We start from the raw sequence: 19,787 nt of genomic DNA on the forward strand, positions 1-19,787 counted from the left end.
AATTATTTGTCGAATCTTCCTACGAAGTCCATTGTGCTGCAGTCCTTCATTGGGAATTCAACTGATTCACCTGTTGCAGCTGATTTATAAATAGCAAGAACCATTTCAAGGGCACGGCGACCTGCCTCACCATTTACGTATGGCTCTCTGTCGTTTTCGATAGCGTCGATAACATCGCGGTAGAGCTTTGTGTGACCAAATCCGTATACGTTTGGAGGAAGCTCTGAGCATTCCTTCTTAACCTGCTCTGGCTCGTCGATGTAATCTGAGAAGTTCCACTCCTCAAGAAGGTTTACAGCATCGCCACCGGCCTTAACTGTACCCTTGTCACCAAAGATGTAAAGTGTCTCCTCAAGGTTCTTAGGGAATACGTCAGTTGTTCCTTCGATGATACCGTAGCTGCCGTTTGCGAACTGAACGAGGGCGATACCAAGATCCTCTGCCTGGATGTAGTCGTGCTTTAATCTGTCAGTCATACCAACAACGCGAACAACATCGTCGCCCATCATCCAACGGAGAAGGTCGATATCGTGGATACACTGATTCATAAGTGCGCCACCGTCCTGCTCCCATGTGCCTCTCCATGAAGCACGGTCATAGTATTCGTGGTCACGAGCCCAACGGATGTGAGCTGTACCGTATAAAAGACGACCGAATCTGCCCTTTTCAAGAGCTTCTCTAATCATCTGGATTGACTTGTTGAATCTGTTCTGGTGGCAAGCGCAAACCTTAACGCCCTTCTTGTGACCTGCCTCGATGATTCTATCTGCATCTGCAAGTGAAAGTGCGATTGGCTTTTCGATGATTATATTGCAACCAGCCTCGATGCAATCGAGAGCAATCTGTGCATGCTTGCCTGACTCTGTAGCGATAGCTACAAGCTCTGGCTTCATCTCCTCGAGCATCTTTTTGTAATCTGTGTATTGCTTAACATAATCAGCATCAAGATCGAATTTCTTGATTTTGTCCTCTGTGTTTTTAAGGTCAAGATCGCAAAGTGCAACTAAATCAAGGCCTGTCTTCTGTGATGCTACTACGTGATTTGGTGAAATACGTCCGCATCCAATAATTGCATATCTCATTATTTATCCTCCTGTTTCAACAAACAATACGCCACTAAATAAGTGTAGTACGGTGTCATGTATTTATAGAACATATCGATGCCTAAATCCATGAACACAAATGAAATCATAAATGAAAATATAATCAACTTTGCCATTTTGTTTTTGGTAAAGAAAGATTTGATGATTAAGTAAACCGGGAACCAGTAGTACATTACAAATCCGAAGATTCCGAATGAGAACAAAAGCTCCAAGTAATTCATGTGAGTGTGAATGTTGCGGTAGGCAATTTCCACTCCATCGTTTGGTCGGTACTCTTCAAGCTGTGAGTATGCCATCTGCTTGAATGCGTAGAAGCCGTGTCCGAAAATTGGATGCTCCCAGAAGTGCTCCTTCACCGCTGCGATAACGGCCATTCGCTGGCCTGTGCTGGTGTGCAAATCGTAGTCTGTAGAACCTACGCCTGAAATCATCTCCACGATTCGCTCGCCGATGATGCTGTAGAGTGCTGGGATAACCATGACTGCAACAGAGCCGCAAACGGCGATAATCACAAGGATGATGATGTTTCTACGGATTGTCTTTTTGTCCTTGGCTGCTCCAAGTAACATCACTGCAAATACCAGGATAATTGGAAGCACCGATGATTTGGAACCGGATGCAAAAATCTGTCCGATTGCAAGGATGGCTGCCCATAGGTAAGCCTTGAACTTGCGGTTTATGATGAGCTGATACATCAGTGGTATCAGCATGATAAGCAAAAGATTTCCTGTATCAACACAGGTGCCTGCTGGTGTTGCGCCAACTCGGTAAGCATTGCCCATGAAAAGCTGCTTCCAAACTGGATCGAAAAGCAAGCTTGTAACAAGTGTAAGTGGAATGACGATGCAGCCTGCCTTTGAAATCACATCAAGCATATCATCCTTGTGATGAAAGAGAATCACCATTATGAGGATGGCCGGAACCACTGTGAGGATGTGGTACTGACGGCTGTACATGTCAGTGTAAACTCCCAATTTAAAATGTCCGTAAATGAACACTAAAATCGAAAATGCAAGAGCCCATGCCATGGCCGGATTGAGCAGAGCCTTTTTGGTGGTGGCTTTGTCCTTTACAAAAAGAGCAAGGCACCATGCCACTCCAAGGGCATTCGCCAATACATTGGCCAGTACGTACTGCATTCCAAGGGCGATGCCAAGGTCGCATCTGGCGTACACGATGGCTGCCACAATTATTATGGATATAAGTCGTTTATGTTTGTAAATCTTATCCATCTAAATCTCCAATAGTTAATCAAAAACAAATGTGTTTGGCGCAGATTTGAACCAAACCAAGCGCACGCCGGCTTCGCTTAAGTAAGCTGCCAAAGCGCCTGCTGTATAGTTAGGGCTGGTCATGATTGCATCGGTTGTATCGAAGATAGCAACCTCCGGGTCGACCAACTCATAAAAGCCTGTTTCGGTAGGCATGCTGTTGTTGCCGTGATGTCCGCACTGAAGGATATCTGCCTTCAATTCATCGCCGTAAGTCTCCACCAAATATTTGGCCATGTACTCACTGTGGCAATCTCCACAGATAAGTATACTGCGATTTGGTGTAGCCATTTTAAACACTAATGAATCGTTATTTGGAATATCCTCGGCACAATCTACAACAACATCATCGAAAGCGTTGTAAAAAGTAATAGTCAAATCGTCGCTGAAGGTCAAAACATCGTCTCTTTGCACATAGTTGATGTTGTCTGCCTCAGCTGTGATTTCCTGGAACTTGTTGAAGGAATCAACATCATCCCATTCCTGAGCCACGCTGTAGAACAAATCAGCATCGAGCGGTGTGATGTAAACCTGGTCGATGATGATGCCCTGTGGGTCCTCATAAATTGCGTTGAAGGCGTCGATGTGATCCATGTGATAATGAGTGATTATCCAGGCATCAACCTCTCCGCCCAAGGCTTTGATATTCTCACGAAGTGTGTCGTCGTTTTCACCGTGACCTCCGTCGATGACGATAAGTGTGCCATCGTTTTTGTTGTACATGGTATAGCACATACACTGCAAATCAGAGCCATCATCGTATTCTGTCAAAACCCAATCGCCGTAGATTGGAGTGAGAACTGCGTAGTAAGTGGTGCGGCCGTAAAGCTTGAAGCCGTAGTTGAGATATGTGTTAAGGATATCTTCAACGGCTGAAACAACCACGTAATCAACATTATTTTCAGTACAATAATCTGCAACGATTTCTGGATTAGGTGTTGGGTTTGTAAGCTCGTAAGCCTCCTCCGGAATATCGCGGCCGTATGGCATTGAAAATCTGCTATCGATTTGGCGCAAATAAATGGCCACATCCTGAGGTGCCATGATGCGGATGGTGTCGCCTTCGTAGTCAGCGAAAATATCGCTGATGGTGATGACATCCTGTGGAACCTTGTTGCGGTTTTCTGCCTTTGTGAACCAATCCTGAGTGTAAAGGCAACTGCCGCAAATACATACAACTGCAAGACTTGCAAGAAGTGCAAAAAGCTTTTTCCTGCCCTCAAATCTCATCACGAAAAGTGTGAGGCCGTATGCCACAATAATCAGCACCGGAAGGGCACTGTAAAGGCGCAGATAGTACTGCTCGAATGTGCCGTCGTTTAGAATCCATTTTCCTATGATAAGGGTCAGTGGATTATATATGAAAACTAGCACCAGGCCTGTGTACCACAGGAAGGTGTATCGTTTTATTTTTTCTTTTTCAAAGTGCATTATCAACCCAAGGGCAACCACGAAAAGCAGTGCAAATGCAAGCTTGCCCCAGAAGGTGGCTGAAATGCCGGTTATGATATTAATCCATTCCATAAATTTATAAAGAATTTAGGCTCCCATTGTCTCTGAAGTAACAGTGCAACGCAGATGTAGACAATCGACTGCACGAATGGTCCGAAAAGACCTGCAAGAAGATATCGCACTCCGTATATTTTGCGGTGATAAATGGACATGGAAATGAAGATTCCAAGAACTGTCATCACCATTACAAACACTGTAGAAACTGTAAGTGAGCATGCGCCAAGGGATATAAATGCGATGGCGAAAGCCACATTGTTATCTAGCTCGCTGGCGAAAACACGCGAGAGGAAACAAATCAAAAATGGGACAACCAGGGCAGTAAGGACTGCCTTGCCCTGCCACAATGTACATAGCAGGCGGAAGGTTGGGGAATAGTGTGAAAACATTCCCATGATGTATGCCGTGGCTAGGATGACCATGAAAATCATTCTATCTTCTACCTTGGCAAACAAAAACTTGGCCATGTAAAAATAGATGCCGTATGCCACCAAAAGCAGGATGACTGGCAAAATTGTATGGCAAACTGTTGTGACATCAAAAGACGAAACAACAGAAAGGTACGAAATGTATGTGGTCCATGACTGGGCTGCGCGCTTTGGTGATGTGTATGGCGCCTCGCCAGTGATGAAGTTTACATTTGTGATCATATCGCTATCAATATCATCCACAGAAGTGACCACGTAATCGTAATCATCGTAAGACCATTCGTTGACTTCGTATCGATATGATGCATAAAGCTGAAGCACAACAAGGATAGTAAAGATTATCGCATATACGGTAGTCAGCTTGTTGTATTTTACTTCGTGAAGCATAGTGTTGATGCGAATTCTGTAGGCAAGGATATCTTTTTTGAATGTCTTGAAATCAAGGACAAGCCACAAGATAACCAAAGCTGCCACAATCACTGAATATGTGATAGTCAGTCTGTGGAAGCCGCCTACAACCAGCTGGGTAGTCATGGTTTTGTTTTGGTACCAGAGGAAGCCAAAGTTCAGCAAAAAGAAAATGGACTGGGCGCCAAAGAAACCAGTGACGTATCTAACTGTAGGTGATTTTAAAATATGGTTTTGCGATCTGTATGTAATTAGTCTGCCCACTGCTACAGGAACGAGCGTGAAATGTAGCAGGAAGGCTAAAGCTCTAATTAAAATCATTATTTATTCTCATCTAATCTTTTTTGTAAAAGGCATTTTGCAAATTCAAAGTCGATTGGATAATCGATGTCGATTGAATCCTCGCGCTTCATGATGTATGCAACTGTGTTGTCGCAGTAGTATGTGCGCTTTTCCTTGAGGAGCTTGTAATCCAAAATGTAGATGGCTCCGTTTGGCACGATGTATGTCTCGTTGTTCTGGCGGTTTGTCATAGTGATGCCCTGGCCAAAACCTGCGTTTTCAACACGGCCCTGCTCGTTGAGCTTGTGATACCAGCTAGCTGGGACCTCTGCCTCTGCAAAGGAAATAAGTGTAGTGGCACCATCATTTTTGAACTGCTCCAATGCCTCATCGATGTGCTGCTCTGTACGGAGAGGCACTGTTGGAAGAAGCACCATGAACTTTTCAATCTGCTCTCCTGTTTCGTTCATGACAAACTCAGTTGCATGAAGATAAACATCGATGGCAGATGCTGTATCGCTTGAGAGCTCTGCTGGACGCATAAATGGAACCTCGGCTCCGTACTCACGTGCAACTGCAGCGATTGCCTCATCATCTGTGGTAACAATGACGCGATCTACGCCCTTAGCTTTCTTGGCTGCTTCTATCGTATATGCGATAAGAGGCTTGCCACAAATCTCTTTTATGTTTTTTCCTGGGACTCCCTTAGAACCCCCACGTGCTGGAATAAATGCAATCATTCTAGAAATCTCCCCACTGGAATAATTCGTCGGCTTCGATGTCGCGCTTTAGTTCTTTGCCGATGAGCATCTCGTAGAACTTAGGTGAGATGGCTGTACCTGGGCGCTTGTAGTCGAGATCTTCCTCTGTGAGGATGTGGCCCTTCTTGAGGTCGTGAGCTGCTACGATTGAGCGCTTGTACTCCTCACGCTGGTGCTTGCTTTCGTTTACAACCTTGCGGAAGCTTCCCATCATCTTGTAGCCCTGCTCTGCAGCGTCGCAGATGATCTTCATTTCCTCTGGGTTTGCTGAGATCTTGTGATCCCATCCCTTCATGTTTTTGTCCATTGTGAAGTGCTTCTCGATGATGCAAACATTCTTTGCAATAGACATGATAGGTGCAACCACACCAAATGTATGATCAGAGTATCCTGTAGGATATCCAAATGCCATGCGGTACATATCGATGTTGTTGAGGTTAACCTGCTCGTCTGCTGGTGGATAGATTGATACGCAGTGAAGTACGCAGATCTCGTGGCATCCGCCTGCCTCGATAGCTGCGATAGCGTTAACAACATCATCCATGCCTGTAAGACCTGTAGAGATAACTACTGGTACGCCCTTGCTTCCGATGTACTTGAGGAATGGTACGTTTTCAACGTCCATAGAAGCAACCTTGATGAATGGAACGTGAAGCTCATCAACAAGAAGATCAACGCCTGCCTTGTCGAAAGGTGTTGATGTGAAATCGATGTCTAGCTCGTCGCAGTATGCCTTAAGCTCGTGATGCTGCTCCTTTGAAAGAGCGTAAGCTTCTACGATTGACTCAAGTGTATAGTCTGTTCTGTTGCGATAGTCATCGCCTAAGAAATAGTTGTCGTCGTAATTCTTCTTTGAGAATACATTGCTCTTTGTGAAAGACTGAAGCTTGATGCAATCAGCACCGCACTCCTTTGCTGTCTTAATCATTGTCTTTGCAAGCTCCATATCACCATTGTGATTTGCTCCAAGCTCTGCAATTACGTATGGCTTTTTGCCACCTGTTACCATATCCTGATAATTAAATCTCATAGGAATCCTCCATTAAAATATTGCTCCACCAATAACCGTTGCGGTCATGGCTTGTATCTATTGAATCAATATCCAGCTTCTGCAAATCCTGATACAGGCGCTCGAAGTATGGATATCTCTTTGCCAAGTTTTTATAGTGTGTCAGCTTTACCTGGTACTCCTGCTCCACATTGTGGCTGGTGCCGACCTGATTGCTATCGTGAATACGATAGATGGTGTCGGCATTGTCAACAAGCTTACCTGGGCCAATGTCCATGAGAAGCCTTGTGAAGAAATACCAGTCAAACACTGGGCAATCTCCCTCTGAAAGTGTGGCGATGAAATCGTCGGTCAGCATGTGGAGATTAATTGCTGTGGTGCCCATTCCAATGAAGTTGGACTGGGAAATAAGCCTTGCACTATCAACTGTTTTAGGCATGTTTTCAAGGACAGTTTTGCCATCCTCTGTAACTAATCCATTATAGTAGAAAGCATATGATTTGTCTAATTGGTAGGCCTCCTTGAAAGCCCCGATTCTGGTTGGCACGAATGTGTCATCTGCATCGCAAACCACCAGCAAATCATAGCCTAGCGCCTTGGCTTTCTTTATCATCTCGATGCGGGTCTGGGCGATGGTGCAGCCCAGCGGACGCAGGTTGAGATAATAATCACATTTATTCTTTATGTCTAGGCGCTCAATATCTTCATCTGTGTAATTATCATTAGTTATCAACAAGTCGAAGTCTTTATCCTGCTGGTTATCCACGGATGTGAGTAAATCCTTGAGGAAAACTTCCGCCTGCTTGTATATAACTGTCCCTAAAACAGCTTTCATACTGCTTACCTCTTGTTATTTTTAGCCTACAAATGCATCCATCTCGTCCATGAGAGTCTTCTTGTCGAAGTGGGCTTTGTTGTAGTTGCGAGAGTTCTCGCCAAGCTGAGCAAGACGCTCTGGTGAAAGTTTGCTCATGGCGATAATACTTACCGCAAGCTCCTCTGCGTCTCCGATGTCTGAGCACATGCCACAGTCGGCCTCGTTGATGATGCGGGCTGTTTCGCCGCGGGCTGAGGCAATGATTGGCATTGCACAGGCCATGTAGGACTGAAGCTTTGCTGGGATTGTCTTTGCAAAAAGCTCATCATCTGCAAATGATATGAATGCTGCATCGCCTGTTGCAAGAAGTGCTGGCACTTCCTCTGGCTTTACTCTGCCTGCAAATTCAAACATATCCCACACACCATGCTGAGTGATGGAATGCTCAAATGACTTTCTGGCTCTACCATCGCCAACGATAGTGAATCTGATATTTCTGATTCCCTCGTCGCGAATCTTTTTAGCTGCAAATGGAAGGATTTCCAAGCCCTGCGCCTGGCCAATGTTGCCTGTGAAGATTACATTGAAGCCTTTGTGCTCCTTCTTTGGCTGAGGCTGATAGAATTCCTCGGCGTACTGTGGCCAGAAGGAAACCTTATCCTGCTCGTCCTCATCTACAAGCTTGCGAATCTCTGTTACGAAGCTTGGGCTCGTGCCCCAGATGTGAGTGCAGCCTTTATAGATTTTTCTAACCATTCGCTCAATTGGCTTGAGCACAAATGGCGAGTGGATTCCTGTAATCATTTCCACGTTGTCAGGCCATAAATCCTGAACATACAAATAACATGGGATGTGATGCATTCTTGCATATCTCACTCCCACCTTACATTGATTCATAGGAGATGTTTCAAACATGAACACCTCGTCAGCCTTTATCTTTGTGAACAAGCTCCACCAAAAGCCAAAGAATGGAAAACTAAAGTAATTCATTACCAATCCAAACTTGCCTTTTCCTCTGGCGATGAGAGGAATGCGGTGGACTTCCACGCCATTTATTGTTTCTTTTGTATTTTTGAACCAGCCATAGCCTGGGTAGAATTTACCCTCTGGGTAATTTGGAATGCCTGTGACTACAGTTACTTTGTAGCCGCGCTTCACCCATTCGAAGGCCATGTCGTTTATCCTAAATTGCTCAGGATAGAAGTACTGGCAAATTATCAATATATGTTTTTTCAAATTTATCTCTCGCTAGTCGAAACGGCGTACGGTTTTGGCTGGGACGCCGACGACTTCGCATCTTCCCTTCGTGTTTTTGATAACGCAAGAGCCGGCCCAGATGTGGGTCTCGTCTCCGATGGTCTTGCCCTGTACGATTTGGGCGCCGGTACCAACTTCGATGAGGTTGCCAAGTGTGCAAGCTCCAGAAATGTTGGCGTTAGGGTTGAGGGTGTTGAAATCACCAAGTGTGCTGTCGTGGGCCACGGTACAGTTGAAGTTGATAAGGTTCTGGTTGCCGATTTTTACATCAACTGTGAGGATGGCGCCTGCGCAGATAACATTGCCCTCTCCCATTTCAACACTATCTGACAAAGTTGCAGATGGGTCGATAAGATTAGGGAAGTGCACATGAGGATTCTTTTTATAAAGCTCGTACAAAAACTTTCTGCGCTCCATTGAACCCATGGCGATGACTACGTCTAAATCCTCGGTAGCTTCAGTAACAAAGCTATCGTCGCCAACTACGCCTTCGCCTGGTTCAATATCTATATAACCTAATATGTTCCATGTTGGATTTACTGCATTAATGCGCTCTGCCAGCCACTTTGTCTCTTTGCCGGCACCGCCTGTTCCTGCAATAACTAAGTTTCTCATATTTTCTCCAATTCAAATCTCTACTAAAGTTAATTAGTGCTTGCTGTCTGTTATAGCAATATTCTGGCCGCTGATCATATCTGCGCCGTCAGAAAGAAGGAATGCAAGTGTAGGCACAACCTGGTCTACTGTGAGGTTCTTGCCCATTGGCATATCTGCTGCATTCATTTCCTTGATAAGGTCTGGAAGGTTGTCAAGGAAGCGTGTCTCTATCATCTCTGGGCTGACGCCGTTAACTGTGATTCCCTTGTCTGCGTACTCAACAGCAAGTGACTTCATAAGGCCAAGAAGGGCGTATTTTGTAGTAGTGTAGACGCTCTTGTACTTTGGTGGCATGCCCACTGTGCATGATGTAAGCATGAAGATAACCTTGCCATATTTTTGCTTTGTCATAAAGGGCAAAAAATCGCCCAGTATATCAACTATTGGACGAAGGTCAGTCTCGGTTGCTGCTGCAAAATCACACCAACCGAGCTTTTTGAATTTTTCATTTTCCATTGGTGCTGCTGCAAGATGTACCACGTGATCAGGCTTGAGTTCTCTTTCAGCCATAAAATCAAGCATCTTTCTCACGGACATTGCATCAGCAAAATCAGCCTGTACCATAACAAGCTTTTCCCCAAGCTTCTCCTCCAACGGAAGAAGACGTGAAGCGCTGCTGCGATAGTGAGCCACGATGGTATCGTAATTGTCAGCCACCAATTCAATAAGTGCAGTTCCTAGTTCAGAGGACGCACCGGTCACGAATAATGTCTTGTTTTCTCTCATTTAATCTCCCTCTATACCACAAGGATACCCATGGTTCCTCGGAGTACCTTTTTTCCATCCTGATTTGTGATGGTTACTTTTAATTCAAGACGCTGGACGCTTTCCACAAGCTCTGTGATTTCGCCTGTGACTGTGAGCTCGTCGCCGATGTAGACTGGCTTTGCGAACTTTGTCTCCACCTGCTGGATGAGGCTGCGCTCACCAGGGATGTAGACACCAGCTAATGTAGAGAGGAAGCTTGCTGTGAGCATGCCATATGCCACGCGGCCTGGATGGCCCTTTTCCTTTGCAAACTCCTCGTCATTATGTAGAGGGTTGACATCTCCTGTGATGCCCTTAAAAGCATCAAGCATGGCCTCAGTGATTGAAACCTTGAAGCTCTCTGTCATCCCCACATTTAATTCATCAAAAGTATAGTTATTCATTAAAGCTTACCTACAATAGTATCAACCATTTCGCCTACGTTCTTGAGGGCCTGGATTTCTTTCATGTCGAACTTAACGTTGAACTTCTTTTCACAAGCTACAACGAGGTTGATCTGCTCAAGTGAGTCCCAATCCTCGATGTCGTCAGCTGTTGTTTCATCTGTGAGTTCGATATCATCATCGTCAAATACATCTCTAAAAATATCTGTTAATGTTTCGAATACTTCTTCTCTTGTCATTATTAATTCCTCCAAAATCAGTTAATTAGTATATTCCAATTGCGTTCAAAACCTCTGGTGCTGCCATGCCATCTCTCAAGTGAAGTAAGAAGTAGATGGTGCCGCACAAGCCAACCATAAGGGCTACGTTTTGAATCAAAATCAAAGCGAGTGCTTTTTTGTCTTCCTTTGCATCTGTTCCAAGGGCGATGCACATGCACATGTAGACTGGAATCAGATAGCGGTAAGAAATCTGGATACGCTCACTACCCTCAGCAGGTGTGAAACGTACAAGGCAGCCTGCGAAGATTGCAACTACGCAAATCAAAAGGCCTATGCCGATGATTACGTACTGCCATTTCTTGAGGCGTTTTCCTTTATTTATTATCAATCCCAAAATGAGAACGATAAGCATTGTAACTACGCAAGCCATTGGTACTGTCGCGTTGAGCTTGATGTGGCCAAGCTCAGAGCCGATTACGTGATGGATGTTGTACCAGAAATCGACCTTGATTCCTTCCCATGCAAACTGAAGTGTGCCAAGTGGGTCATCCAAAACATCGTACATACTGTATGCTGCACGGCTGGCATCCTGCTCGATGGTTGCGTGATTGTGAGCAAGCACGAACATATCGTAAAGGATGTACATGTATTTGCCGGCGAATTTCTTTACCACAAGAAGTGCTCCTGCGATAAATGCGCCTGCCAATGTGTACTCGTACCATTTCTTGCTCTTGCCAACATCGGTCCACCATTTCTTAAGTGGAATGGCGAAGAACCATACTGCAAACAGGGTGTAAACCATTTTGTTTGGTATGAGAATCACCACGATGATGGCTATCAAATATATGTGCCAAGCATGAAGCTTCACATTTTCCTGGCTGAGATATAGGCATGTAGTCAGCAAAATGAATGAAAACAGGATGCTCATGTTGTCGTATGAATATGATGAGCAAAGCTGCAAGGTGGTTGGGAAAAGTGAGAACATCAGCAGCTGCAGCTTTCCAACAGGAAGCAGCTTGATGCAAATCCAACCAGCCAGCACAAGGGTCAAGCTGTTCATGATTCGACCCATGAAAACTACACCGGAAAAACCGAATCCAAGGAGACGGGCGATTGCAATTCCAAGGCCGGAAAGCAAGTAGCGCCTTGCCTGGGTAGGCTTGGTGTAGCACTGAACCAATTCCTTCATATCGTCATCTGTGTGGAACCAGTTGCCATCGGCCAAAATCTGGTACTGATATGGGAATGTGACATCGATGTAAGGCAGCTTGTAGTAGTCTTCTGCACGCATATAGAAGTAAGATGTACCTTCAATCCAGTTGCCGTAGCTACCTGGAGTGGTGTCGAAGTCGTGGTCTTTTATTCCTAGATAAATGTTGGAGCAATGGTATGCGCTATAGAAATGCTGCACCTCATCGGCTCCGGAAATAGGAGGCATAACGAACTGCATGCAGATGCTCCAGCCGATTGCCAAAACCAGATAGATTTTTGAATAACTCCACTCTTTATCTAGAAGCAAAAATCTTGCAAGGTAGATAGTGAGAGCTATCATCACAATCAATATTAGGGCGAAATAACCGTTGTAAAATTTTGTCTTTGTAGTGTCGAATACGTTGAGGCAGAAGAACACAATTGAAAAGATGATTCCAAATGCGCTGACTAAAACTGTCCCCAGTTTAAACGCCTTATCCATTGTCATTGGATAAAAGAAACTCTTTAATTTTTCCAAGGATAATCCTCTCTATCTATTATTTATTAATTCCACGTAAGCGATTTTCCATCTTGCCAAGCTCATCAAGCTGGCCCATGTCCATCCAAGTGTTTTCGTTGATTGGGTAGACACCAACCTTCTTACCATCGTCCTTCAAGCGGTTGATGATATCTGGGAAGCCGATGAATTCGTCATCGTTGATATAGTCCAAAACCTCTGGCTCTACGATGTAGATGCCTGTGTTTGTGAAGAAGCTGAACTCTGGCTTTTCCTTCATATCAAGGATGTTGCCGTGCTCGCCAAATTCAACGACACCGTAGGCAACCTGGAAGTTGCGAAGTGAGCAAACCATGGTAATCATGTTGCCCTCAGCCTTGTGGTGAGCGTAAATCTTTGAATAATCTTCCTCGATAAGAATGTCGCAGTTTGTAAGGATGAAAGTCTCATTAACCTTGCCACGAAGAAGTGAAAGACCGCCGCCTGTACCAAGTGGCTTGTCCTCATCAACGTACTCGATAGTGTATGGCTTTTCAACCTCACCGAAGTATGACTTGATCATATTTTTCTTGTGATTAACTACAAGAATCATTCTGCCGATACCGTACTCTGCGAAGCTATCCATGATGAGCTCTGCGATTGGCTTCTCCCCAACTGGGATAAGTGGCTTTGGCAAAATGCGAGTGTATGGGTAAAGACGAGTACCCTTGCCGCCTGCCATCATGACAACCGGGCAAGATAACTCGCTCTGCTTTTTATAATGATTTTCACTCCAGAAGACTGTGTCGATAACAACGCCATTTTCATCTACGATTGGCAAGCCTTCGATGTTGTGGCGGCGCAAGAAATCTCTTGCCTCCTCCTTTTCATCGGCCTTGAGGCTGCGTGGCTTGTAGTTTGCGATTGTGCGCACTTCATCATTTAAATCTCCACCTGAAAGAATGAATCTGCGAACGTCGCCCTCTGAAAGGGCCGCAATTAATTTGTTATTGTCATCAACAATGAAGGCTGTTCTTCTGCCGCTGGCATCGAATGTTCTCATAGCCTGAAGAACAGAATCTTCCTCATGTATAAATACATTTTCCATAGAATTTACTCCGCAAAAGTCTTTACCACGTCGAGTACGCGGCGTACGCCGGCCTCGTCGAGGTTTGTTGAGCATGGTACGTTTACAACGCGTTTCCAGTACCATGGTGCTTTTTCAAGTTCGAATGTGCGAGCTCCCTGATATGGAAGCTGATCTGAGATAAGTCCCCAGATTGGACGAGACTGGATATGGGCTTCCTTTAATGCTTCGATGAGCTGGTCGCGGCCCTTCTCGTCATTTTCAAATACTACTGAGTAGAACCAGTAGTTGCTGCGGATGCCTTCTCTGAAATCCTGAACGTGAAGTCCTGACATCTTGTCGATAGCATCCTTGTATAAATGATAGTTTGTTGTCTTTGTCTTGATGAAATCTTCAAGCTGCTCTAACTGAGCCATTCCAAGTGCTGCCTGAAGGTTTGTCATTCTGTAGTTGAAGCCGATTTCATCGTGGATGAAGTTGGCCTGGTCTGCCTTGGCCTGAGTTGTCAAATGCTTTGCGTGAGCAAGAAGCTTTTCATCATTTGAAACAATCATTCCGCCACCGCCTGTGGTGATGATTTTGTTTCCGTTGAATGAATAGCAACCCATATCACCGATTGTACCAGCAAACTTTCCAGCGTACTTGCCCTCTGTGTAGTATGTTCCAAGTGCCTCTGTTGCATCCTCTACAACCTTGATGTTGTACTTTTCAGCGATTGGCATGATGGCTTCCATGTCGGCCATGTTTCCGAAGACATGTACTACTACCATAGCCTTGATGTGACGGCCTGTCTGTTTGTCGATAAGCTTGCCATCTGTGAAATCGCACTCTGTCTCGCAGAACTTCTGAAGCTTCACTGGGTCCATGCAAAGGCTATCGTCGCAATCCATGAATACTGGCTCAGCGCCGATGTACTTTGTAGGGTTAACTGCTGCAATGAATGTAAGAGTTGGAACGATGACAGCATCTTCACGAGTAACCCCACTGAGGAGTAAGCTGATGTGAAGGGCTGATGTACCATTCTGGGTGCTGACTGCACCTGGAGCCTTTACATACTCTGCAATCTTCTTCTCAAAATCTGAAACATATGGGCCCGCTGTAGATACCCACTCAGTCTCTACTGCATCTGTGACATACTTTAGCTCGTTACCTTTCAAATTTGGAACAGATAACGCTATAAATTCATCTGACATTTCTATTACCTCTAAATATTGTAAATATCAACTTTATATTTATCCATGTTCTCTCGCAAAAATGCTACCGTCTCGGCGAGGCCCTGCTCGAATGTATACTGTGGCTTCCAGTCTGTGAGCTCAAGGATCTTCTTGTTGCTTCCAAGGAGACGGTTTACCTCAGACTTCTCTGGGCGAAGGCGATCTTCGTCGCAAATGATTTTTGCATTAGGGTTGATCTGGCGGATGAGCTCCTCAGCGAGCTGTCCGATAGAGATTTCCTTCTGTGTTGCGATGTTGATTTCCTGGCCGATTGTCTTGTCGCTTTCATACATAGCGATGAAGCCGTGAGCTGTATCCTTTACATAGTTGAAATCACGTGTAGGAGTGAGTGAGCCAAGCTTGATTTCCTCCTTGCCAGCAAGAAGCTGTGTGATGATTGTAGGGATAACGGCACGTGCTGACTGACGTGGTCCGAATGTGTTGAATGGACGCACGATTGTTACAGGCAAATCGAATGAACGGTAGAATGACTCTGCAAGTCTATCTGCACCGATTTTTGTAGCTGAGTATGGAGACTGGCCCTGGTATGGGTGCTTCTCGTCGATTGGAACGTACTGTGCTGTTCCGTAAACTTCTGATGTAGAAGTTACTAATACTCTGGCTGTGCCAAGGTCTCTGGCTGCCTGTAAAATATTAAGAGTTCCCTTGATGTTTGTATCAACGTAAGCATCAGGGCTGTGATAACTAAATGGAATTGCAATAAGGGCTGCAAGATGAAATACTGCATCGCATCCCTTCATAGCTTCACGAACACCATTAGGGTCGCGAACATCACCAGCGAATACCTCAACGTGATCCATAATATCCTTTGGAAGTGTGTCGAGCCATCCCCAGTTGTTGAATGAATTGTAGTAAACGAATGCACGAACTTCATAGCCCTTCTTTACTAACTCTTCTACTAAGTGTGAACCGATGAATCCATCTGAACCTGTAACTAAAACTTTACTCATTTTCTTTTACCTCTAAAAAATAATCATACATAGACTTTGCTATAAGTGAAATGTTGTCTGGCTTTAAGCGATCGGCGCTGAGCACGTATGTGTTGCCGACGCGAGCGCAGCTCATATAGGCTGCCAAATACTTGATAACATCCTCTCGAGATGGCTGTTTCCAGTTTGCCATGGCCTCAAGATAATTGTCATAAATATCTTCCATGCGCATAATGCCTGGTGCATTCTTGTAGAGAATGTCGCCACCCATGATGACTGGTCTGCGAAGAAGCATGGCTTCCTGACCAGCTGTGCCAGTAAGTGTTGCAACGCACTGGCAGTTTTTGATGAGGGCGAAGGAATCCTCCCATGGGTCGATAAGGACGATGTTTGGATATTTCTTCAACTCCTCGTAGAAGCTGTTGTCCCTGCTGCCAAGGAATGAATAGTGCTCCTTTGCGTAAATCAATGTGTCAGCTGGTACTGACTTTGCCAAATTGTCCAGGAAGAAAAGCTGCTTCTCATATTTCTGAGCGCAGACAATTGTGGATGCCTCTGGCTGAAGATGCAAAGGATAGTAAACAAACTTCTTTGATAAATCTGCCTTGTTGTAATACTTCTTGCTCTTTTTATATCTTCTATAAAATTTCCATGGATCAAAGGCTGTCTCGTAGTCCTTGTAGTACATGTAGTTGCCCTTGTCCAATGTGTGCGGATTGAAAAATCTCTGACGAATCCAAAACAGTGGCAAAATCAAAAAGCTTGGCTTGAACTTTGGCACCTTGCCTGAGAAGTTCATGAAGGCTGGCTTTGAATGCTTTTCCTCGAAGGAGTTGAGATAATCCTCAGCCTGCTTTAGCTGCTCGTCAGTGTAGCTTCTGTCCAGATAATCATCTGGCATGTTGTAAATCATCTCGAATGGGTCGTTCAAGATGTAGTGATGAGTCAAATCCATTCCAACGGAGCGCATCAAAAGCAATGAATAGAACTTCGCTCCTGTCTTCTTTCCAACTAGGTATGCTGCATAGGTGAAAAGTGTGGCGATAACTTCATCGAAATAAAAATCTATTTTGTATGTGGTGAACACATACTCCCAAAATGCAAACAAGCCTGCGGCTGTGTGCACGCAATAATCGTAATCTCGGTTGATTAAAAATCTATCTGTGTAGATGTATTTCCACATTGGTGCCGCGTCGTACTTTTTCTCGTACTCACAAAGCTTTTCCAAAGTGAATTCGTCCCAATGGGCGTTCATGAATTCTGAAAGAACTACAACGGTAACTGAATCGCCGTATTTGCTTTCAACGTACTGCTTCTCCTTGGAATCCAGCACAACAATTACGCCATTGGCCTCGCTATCGTGTTTTTCTTTTATATCCTTAAATATCAATGGGGTGTAGTCGAGGAAGGCCTCGCGCCCCATAAAACATAAGTTAAGCATTTTTATCTCCTAAAGAAAATTAACTTAGTAAGTATACCACAGACCACTAGTATGGTAAACAAAGCCAAAGCTGCGGCAACATAGATGTTTTCTATGAGCATGTAATAAAGTATGCCAGGGATGACGATGGCTAAAAGTGGCAGCCAGCTGTTGGCGAATAATTTCAAGAATGAGTAGTTGAACTTTCTTGAAAGCTTAATCATCAAAAGCAATGAATAAAGGGCGTAGCTCATGCCGGTGCCGATGGCAACCATGTTGATGCTTCGCTCTACAAAAACAACCAAACCGGTTGAGAAAATCACATTGAAAATGCAAAGCGCAACTGAGTTTGCAATCAGTGATTTGTTTAGCTTCAGCACGCTGAAAATGTTTCCGAAAAGCATGGTTGTGGAATAGATTGCAACGCCGATGATAAGAATCTGAGTTGCAGGAGTTCCATCTGTGTACATTGGCATAAACATCTGCACGAAGATTGGCATGATGAAGAATACGCAAACACATGCTGCTCCGGAAATAACTGATGTGATGTTGGTGAAGTAGCTGGCTTTTTCAAGGAGCTGCTTTTCATCTTTGTTGGCCCCATACAAATGTGAGACCTTTATGTAAAACACCTGGGAAATTGTCTGTGGAACAAGCACCATAGTGGTGAATCCCATCAACGGAACTGAGTAAACTCCCAAGTCGTCAGTAGTCAAAAATCCAAGGATAACGAATTTATCCACGCTTTGAACCAATGTCCAAATTAAGCTGTTGATTAAAAGTGGAAGGCCGCCGATAATCATGACTTTCATATATGAAAAGTCGAAGCTGAGGCGCACTCCCTTAAGTGCATTCTTGCGAAACAGGATGATTCCAAGTAACGCTGATGACATTGTCATGGCATAAAGGCCGTAGTAGCCAACCAGGTTAAGTGCAGCGACGCCGATTCCAAAGGCAATGATTGTGCGAAGGAATCCGATAGCTGCGGAATAATTGTATTTACCATTCATTCTGACTGTGGCGTTTGACATGTCGTCGAAGCTTTTCAGCAGAATCATGATTGGGCACATGGCGTAACCGAAGGCATAATAAGCCTGATACTGATCAGCACCAACGCGGCCGCGATAGTAAAAGAAAACCCATGCTTCAAATACCACAAAAATGATGAGGTAAACCATCAGCATGAATGTGGCTGCTGTGTTTTTCAGTTTATTTGCTGTTGCATAATCCTTGCGGCCGAGAGCCTGAGGATAATCCCTGTTGTAGGCGTTGAGCACGCCGAACTGGGCATAATTCATATAGGTCTGGGCCAACAGGCAAGTGCTGTAGATACCCAGTGGTGTTACAGGAACAAGAGACTTTGAGTATACGCTGAAAATAAATGATATTCCCGAGCAGATAACAGTGGACATAGTCACTAATATGAAATCTGCGCTTTTAATTTTTTCTAGCAGTTTGGTAAGCATCCTCATAAATCTTCTTTACTTCTTCCATGTATGTTTCAAAATTATTTAAGTCTTTGGCACGTCTTCTAGCGCCATCAGACTTGATTCTGTATATCTCCTGATTATCCAGAAGTTCGTTGATGTTGGAAACAAATGCCTCTCTATCCACAGGCTTCTTGTCTGTGCCGCATACTTTTCCACAATCATCATTGACGGTGGTGATAAGTCCACCAACCTTGCTTACAAGCACAGGCTTGCCAAAGGCCATAGCTTCCACAGCTGCCATACCGAAGCCTTCGAACTTGGAAGGAGCCACAAGAATCTTCGTCTGATTCATGTAGATGTATGGATTGTGCTGAAGGCCGACCATCGTTATATTGTCGGAAAGATTGTATTTTCCAATTAATTCAAGGCACTCGCTTCCTAAATCGCCACCACCAACAATGATGGCTTTCACATCAGGATGAGTTTCCTTGACCTCTTTAACAATTCTTACGAACTCGTAAGGGTTCTTGTCATCTGTAAGATATCCTACGAAAAGCAAGTCGGACTTGTACTTTTCCAGCTTTTCTTTTGACATCTCTGTGCCTGGTAAATATCCCTTTTCAAAAATCTTTACAGCGTTGAAAGGTGTGCCGAGGACCACAGTTTTACCTGCCATCTTGTCCTTGAACCATGCTTTCTCTTCCACGATTTTGTTTGGAATAATTATCTTTGTAAAGTTTTTACATGCTCCGCCGTAAATTACGGATTTAGGGCCAATTTTCTGAACCCATTTTGGCACAGAATAAATGTGGCTGATGATTGGAATAGTGTCCGTCACCTTTGTGCACATGAGGCTGCAGTCATATTCATAGGCATGAATGATATCTGGCTTTACCTCATCAATTGCCTCTTTAATAGCATTTTCATCAACCTTTTCAACACCGATGTATTCGATGTCATGCTCCAGCAGCTTTGTTTCAACAGAGCCAGTGGCTGTGAGATACACGCTTTGAATATCTTCTGGCATGGCGTTGATTATATTAATCGCAACGTTTTCCATGCCACTATATGTTGATGACTTAGATACATGTAAAACTTTCATAGTACTTCTACCCCCGCAAAAAG

Annotated in this window: 19 protein-coding genes; all 19 read right to left on the minus strand. The window is 44.4% G+C overall.

Going from position 1 to position 19,787, the window contains the following annotated elements; all coding sequences use genetic code 11:
• Nucleotides 1-2 precede the first annotated feature (2 nt).
• From BMY66_RS10600 to BMY66_RS10690, 19 genes are read right to left on the minus strand one after another with little or no spacing between them, the layout of a single operon-like run.
• Nucleotides 3-1,082 carry a Gfo/Idh/MocA family protein gene (locus BMY66_RS10600; RefSeq protein WP_090395149.1) on the minus strand — a complete coding sequence of 360 codons (1,080 nt, stop codon included), beginning with the start codon at nt 1,080-1,082 and terminating at the stop codon, nt 3-5.
• A complete protein-coding gene (locus tag BMY66_RS10605; RefSeq protein WP_090395150.1) occupies nt 1,082-2,335 on the minus strand; it encodes an O-antigen ligase family protein in 1,254 nt (417 codons plus the stop codon). The genes BMY66_RS10600 and BMY66_RS10605 overlap by 1 nt, the downstream gene beginning before the upstream one ends.
• A gap of 15 nt (nt 2,336-2,350) precedes the next feature.
• Nucleotides 2,351-3,898, minus strand: coding sequence for a ComEC/Rec2 family competence protein (locus tag BMY66_RS10610; RefSeq protein ID WP_090395151.1), 1,548 nt, complete (start codon nt 3,896-3,898; stop codon nt 2,351-2,353).
• Nucleotides 3,877-5,040: a DUF6077 domain-containing protein gene (locus tag BMY66_RS10615; RefSeq protein WP_090395152.1), complete on the minus strand. Its 1,164-nt coding sequence runs from the start codon at nt 5,038-5,040 to the stop codon at nt 3,877-3,879. The genes BMY66_RS10610 and BMY66_RS10615 overlap by 22 nt, the downstream gene beginning before the upstream one ends.
• A complete protein-coding gene (locus BMY66_RS10620; RefSeq protein ID WP_090395153.1) occupies nt 5,040-5,741 on the minus strand; it encodes an acylneuraminate cytidylyltransferase family protein in 702 nt (233 codons plus the stop codon). Before BMY66_RS10620 ends, BMY66_RS10615 begins: the two co-directional genes overlap by 1 nt.
• 1 nt (nt 5,742) lies before the next feature.
• On the minus strand, nt 5,743-6,792 hold the full coding sequence (locus BMY66_RS10625; RefSeq protein WP_090395154.1) for an N-acetylneuraminate synthase family protein: 1,050 nt from the start codon (nt 6,790-6,792) through the stop codon (nt 5,743-5,745).
• On the minus strand, nt 6,782-7,606 hold the full coding sequence (locus tag BMY66_RS10630) for a glycosyltransferase family protein (RefSeq protein ID WP_090395155.1): 825 nt from the start codon (nt 7,604-7,606) through the stop codon (nt 6,782-6,784). Before BMY66_RS10630 ends, BMY66_RS10625 begins: the two co-directional genes overlap by 11 nt.
• 21 nt (nt 7,607-7,627) lie before the next feature.
• The gene (locus BMY66_RS10635; protein WP_177175654.1) at nt 7,628-8,824 is read right to left on the minus strand and encodes a glycosyltransferase family 4 protein; all 1,197 of its coding nucleotides are present in this window, start codon (nt 8,822-8,824) and stop codon (nt 7,628-7,630) included.
• A gap of 12 nt (nt 8,825-8,836) precedes the next feature.
• Nucleotides 8,837-9,460 carry a NeuD/PglB/VioB family sugar acetyltransferase gene (locus BMY66_RS10640; RefSeq protein ID WP_090395157.1) on the minus strand — a complete coding sequence of 208 codons (624 nt, stop codon included), beginning with the start codon at nt 9,458-9,460 and terminating at the stop codon, nt 8,837-8,839.
• Between the two features lie 33 nt (nt 9,461-9,493).
• Nucleotides 9,494-10,228 (minus strand): SDR family NAD(P)-dependent oxidoreductase, encoded by a 735-nt coding sequence (locus BMY66_RS10645; RefSeq protein ID WP_044938812.1) that lies wholly within the window; start codon nt 10,226-10,228, stop codon nt 9,494-9,496.
• An 11-nt stretch (nt 10,229-10,239) separates the two neighbouring features.
• On the minus strand, nt 10,240-10,653 hold the full coding sequence (locus tag BMY66_RS10650) for a MaoC family dehydratase (RefSeq protein ID WP_090395158.1): 414 nt from the start codon (nt 10,651-10,653) through the stop codon (nt 10,240-10,242).
• Nucleotides 10,653-10,892, minus strand: coding sequence for an acyl carrier protein (locus BMY66_RS10655; protein WP_090395159.1), 240 nt, complete (start codon nt 10,890-10,892; stop codon nt 10,653-10,655). Before BMY66_RS10655 ends, BMY66_RS10650 begins: the two co-directional genes overlap by 1 nt.
• A 25-nt stretch (nt 10,893-10,917) precedes the next feature.
• Complete coding sequence (locus BMY66_RS10660; protein ID WP_090395160.1) at nt 10,918-12,603, minus strand: DUF2142 domain-containing protein; 1,686 nt, start codon at nt 12,601-12,603, stop codon at nt 10,918-10,920.
• Between the two features lie 19 nt (nt 12,604-12,622).
• Entirely contained in the window at nt 12,623-13,669 is a 1,047-nt protein-coding gene (locus tag BMY66_RS10665) for a sugar phosphate nucleotidyltransferase (protein WP_044938825.1), read from the minus strand.
• 5 nt (nt 13,670-13,674) lie between these two features.
• Nucleotides 13,675-14,841 (minus strand): LegC family aminotransferase, encoded by a 1,167-nt coding sequence (locus BMY66_RS10670; RefSeq protein WP_090395161.1) that lies wholly within the window; start codon nt 14,839-14,841, stop codon nt 13,675-13,677.
• 11 nt (nt 14,842-14,852) lie between these two features.
• On the minus strand, nt 14,853-15,833 hold the full coding sequence (locus BMY66_RS10675; RefSeq protein ID WP_090395162.1) for an NAD-dependent 4,6-dehydratase LegB: 981 nt from the start codon (nt 15,831-15,833) through the stop codon (nt 14,853-14,855).
• Nucleotides 15,826-17,253 carry a capsular polysaccharide export protein, LipB/KpsS family gene (locus BMY66_RS10680; protein WP_090395163.1) on the minus strand — a complete coding sequence of 476 codons (1,428 nt, stop codon included), beginning with the start codon at nt 17,251-17,253 and terminating at the stop codon, nt 15,826-15,828. The genes BMY66_RS10675 and BMY66_RS10680 overlap by 8 nt, the downstream gene beginning before the upstream one ends.
• Before the next feature lie 2 nt (nt 17,254-17,255).
• On the minus strand, nt 17,256-18,698 hold the full coding sequence (locus BMY66_RS10685; protein WP_177175655.1) for an oligosaccharide flippase family protein: 1,443 nt from the start codon (nt 18,696-18,698) through the stop codon (nt 17,256-17,258).
• Nucleotides 18,670-19,764, minus strand: coding sequence for a glycosyltransferase family 4 protein (locus BMY66_RS10690; protein WP_044938839.1), 1,095 nt, complete (start codon nt 19,762-19,764; stop codon nt 18,670-18,672). The genes BMY66_RS10685 and BMY66_RS10690 overlap by 29 nt, the downstream gene beginning before the upstream one ends.
• Nucleotides 19,765-19,787: the final 23 nt, after the last annotated feature.

Source organism: Pseudobutyrivibrio sp. C4 (genome assembly GCF_900111635.1).
GTDB lineage: Bacteria > Bacillota > Clostridia > Lachnospirales > Lachnospiraceae > Pseudobutyrivibrio > Pseudobutyrivibrio ruminis.

Coding starts and splice junctions, on each gene's coding strand:
- BMY66_RS10600 (WP_090395149.1), bottom strand. CDS start 1,082: ATGAGATATGCAATTATTGGATGCGGACGTATTTCACCAAATCACGTA.
- BMY66_RS10685 (WP_177175655.1), bottom strand. CDS start 18,698: ATGCTTACCAAACTGCTAGAAAAAATTAAAAGCGCAGATTTCATATTA.
- BMY66_RS10690 (WP_044938839.1), bottom strand. CDS start 19,764: ATGAAAGTTTTACATGTATCTAAGTCATCAACATATAGTGGCATGGAA.
- BMY66_RS10620 (WP_090395153.1), bottom strand. CDS start 5,741: ATGATTGCATTTATTCCAGCACGTGGGGGTTCTAAGGGAGTCCCAGGA.
- BMY66_RS10655 (WP_090395159.1), bottom strand. CDS start 10,892: ATGACAAGAGAAGAAGTATTCGAAACATTAACAGATATTTTTAGAGAT.
- BMY66_RS10665 (WP_044938825.1), bottom strand. CDS start 13,669: ATGGAAAATGTATTTATACATGAGGAAGATTCTGTTCTTCAGGCTATG.
- BMY66_RS10625 (WP_090395154.1), bottom strand. CDS start 6,792: ATGAGATTTAATTATCAGGATATGGTAACAGGTGGCAAAAAGCCATAC.
- BMY66_RS10640 (WP_090395157.1), bottom strand. CDS start 9,460: ATGAGAAACTTAGTTATTGCAGGAACAGGCGGTGCCGGCAAAGAGACA.
- BMY66_RS10650 (WP_090395158.1), bottom strand. CDS start 10,653: ATGAATAACTATACTTTTGATGAATTAAATGTGGGGATGACAGAGAGC.
- BMY66_RS10610 (WP_090395151.1), bottom strand. CDS start 3,898: ATGGAATGGATTAATATCATAACCGGCATTTCAGCCACCTTCTGGGGC.
- BMY66_RS10605 (WP_090395150.1), bottom strand. CDS start 2,335: ATGGATAAGATTTACAAACATAAACGACTTATATCCATAATAATTGTG.
- BMY66_RS10670 (WP_090395161.1), bottom strand. CDS start 14,841: ATGTCAGATGAATTTATAGCGTTATCTGTTCCAAATTTGAAAGGTAAC.
- BMY66_RS10630 (WP_090395155.1), bottom strand. CDS start 7,606: ATGAAAGCTGTTTTAGGGACAGTTATATACAAGCAGGCGGAAGTTTTC.
- BMY66_RS10680 (WP_090395163.1), bottom strand. CDS start 17,253: ATGCTTAACTTATGTTTTATGGGGCGCGAGGCCTTCCTCGACTACACC.
- BMY66_RS10645 (WP_044938812.1), bottom strand. CDS start 10,228: ATGAGAGAAAACAAGACATTATTCGTGACCGGTGCGTCCTCTGAACTA.
- BMY66_RS10615 (WP_090395152.1), bottom strand. CDS start 5,040: ATGATTTTAATTAGAGCTTTAGCCTTCCTGCTACATTTCACGCTCGTT.
- BMY66_RS10675 (WP_090395162.1), bottom strand. CDS start 15,833: ATGAGTAAAGTTTTAGTTACAGGTTCAGATGGATTCATCGGTTCACAC.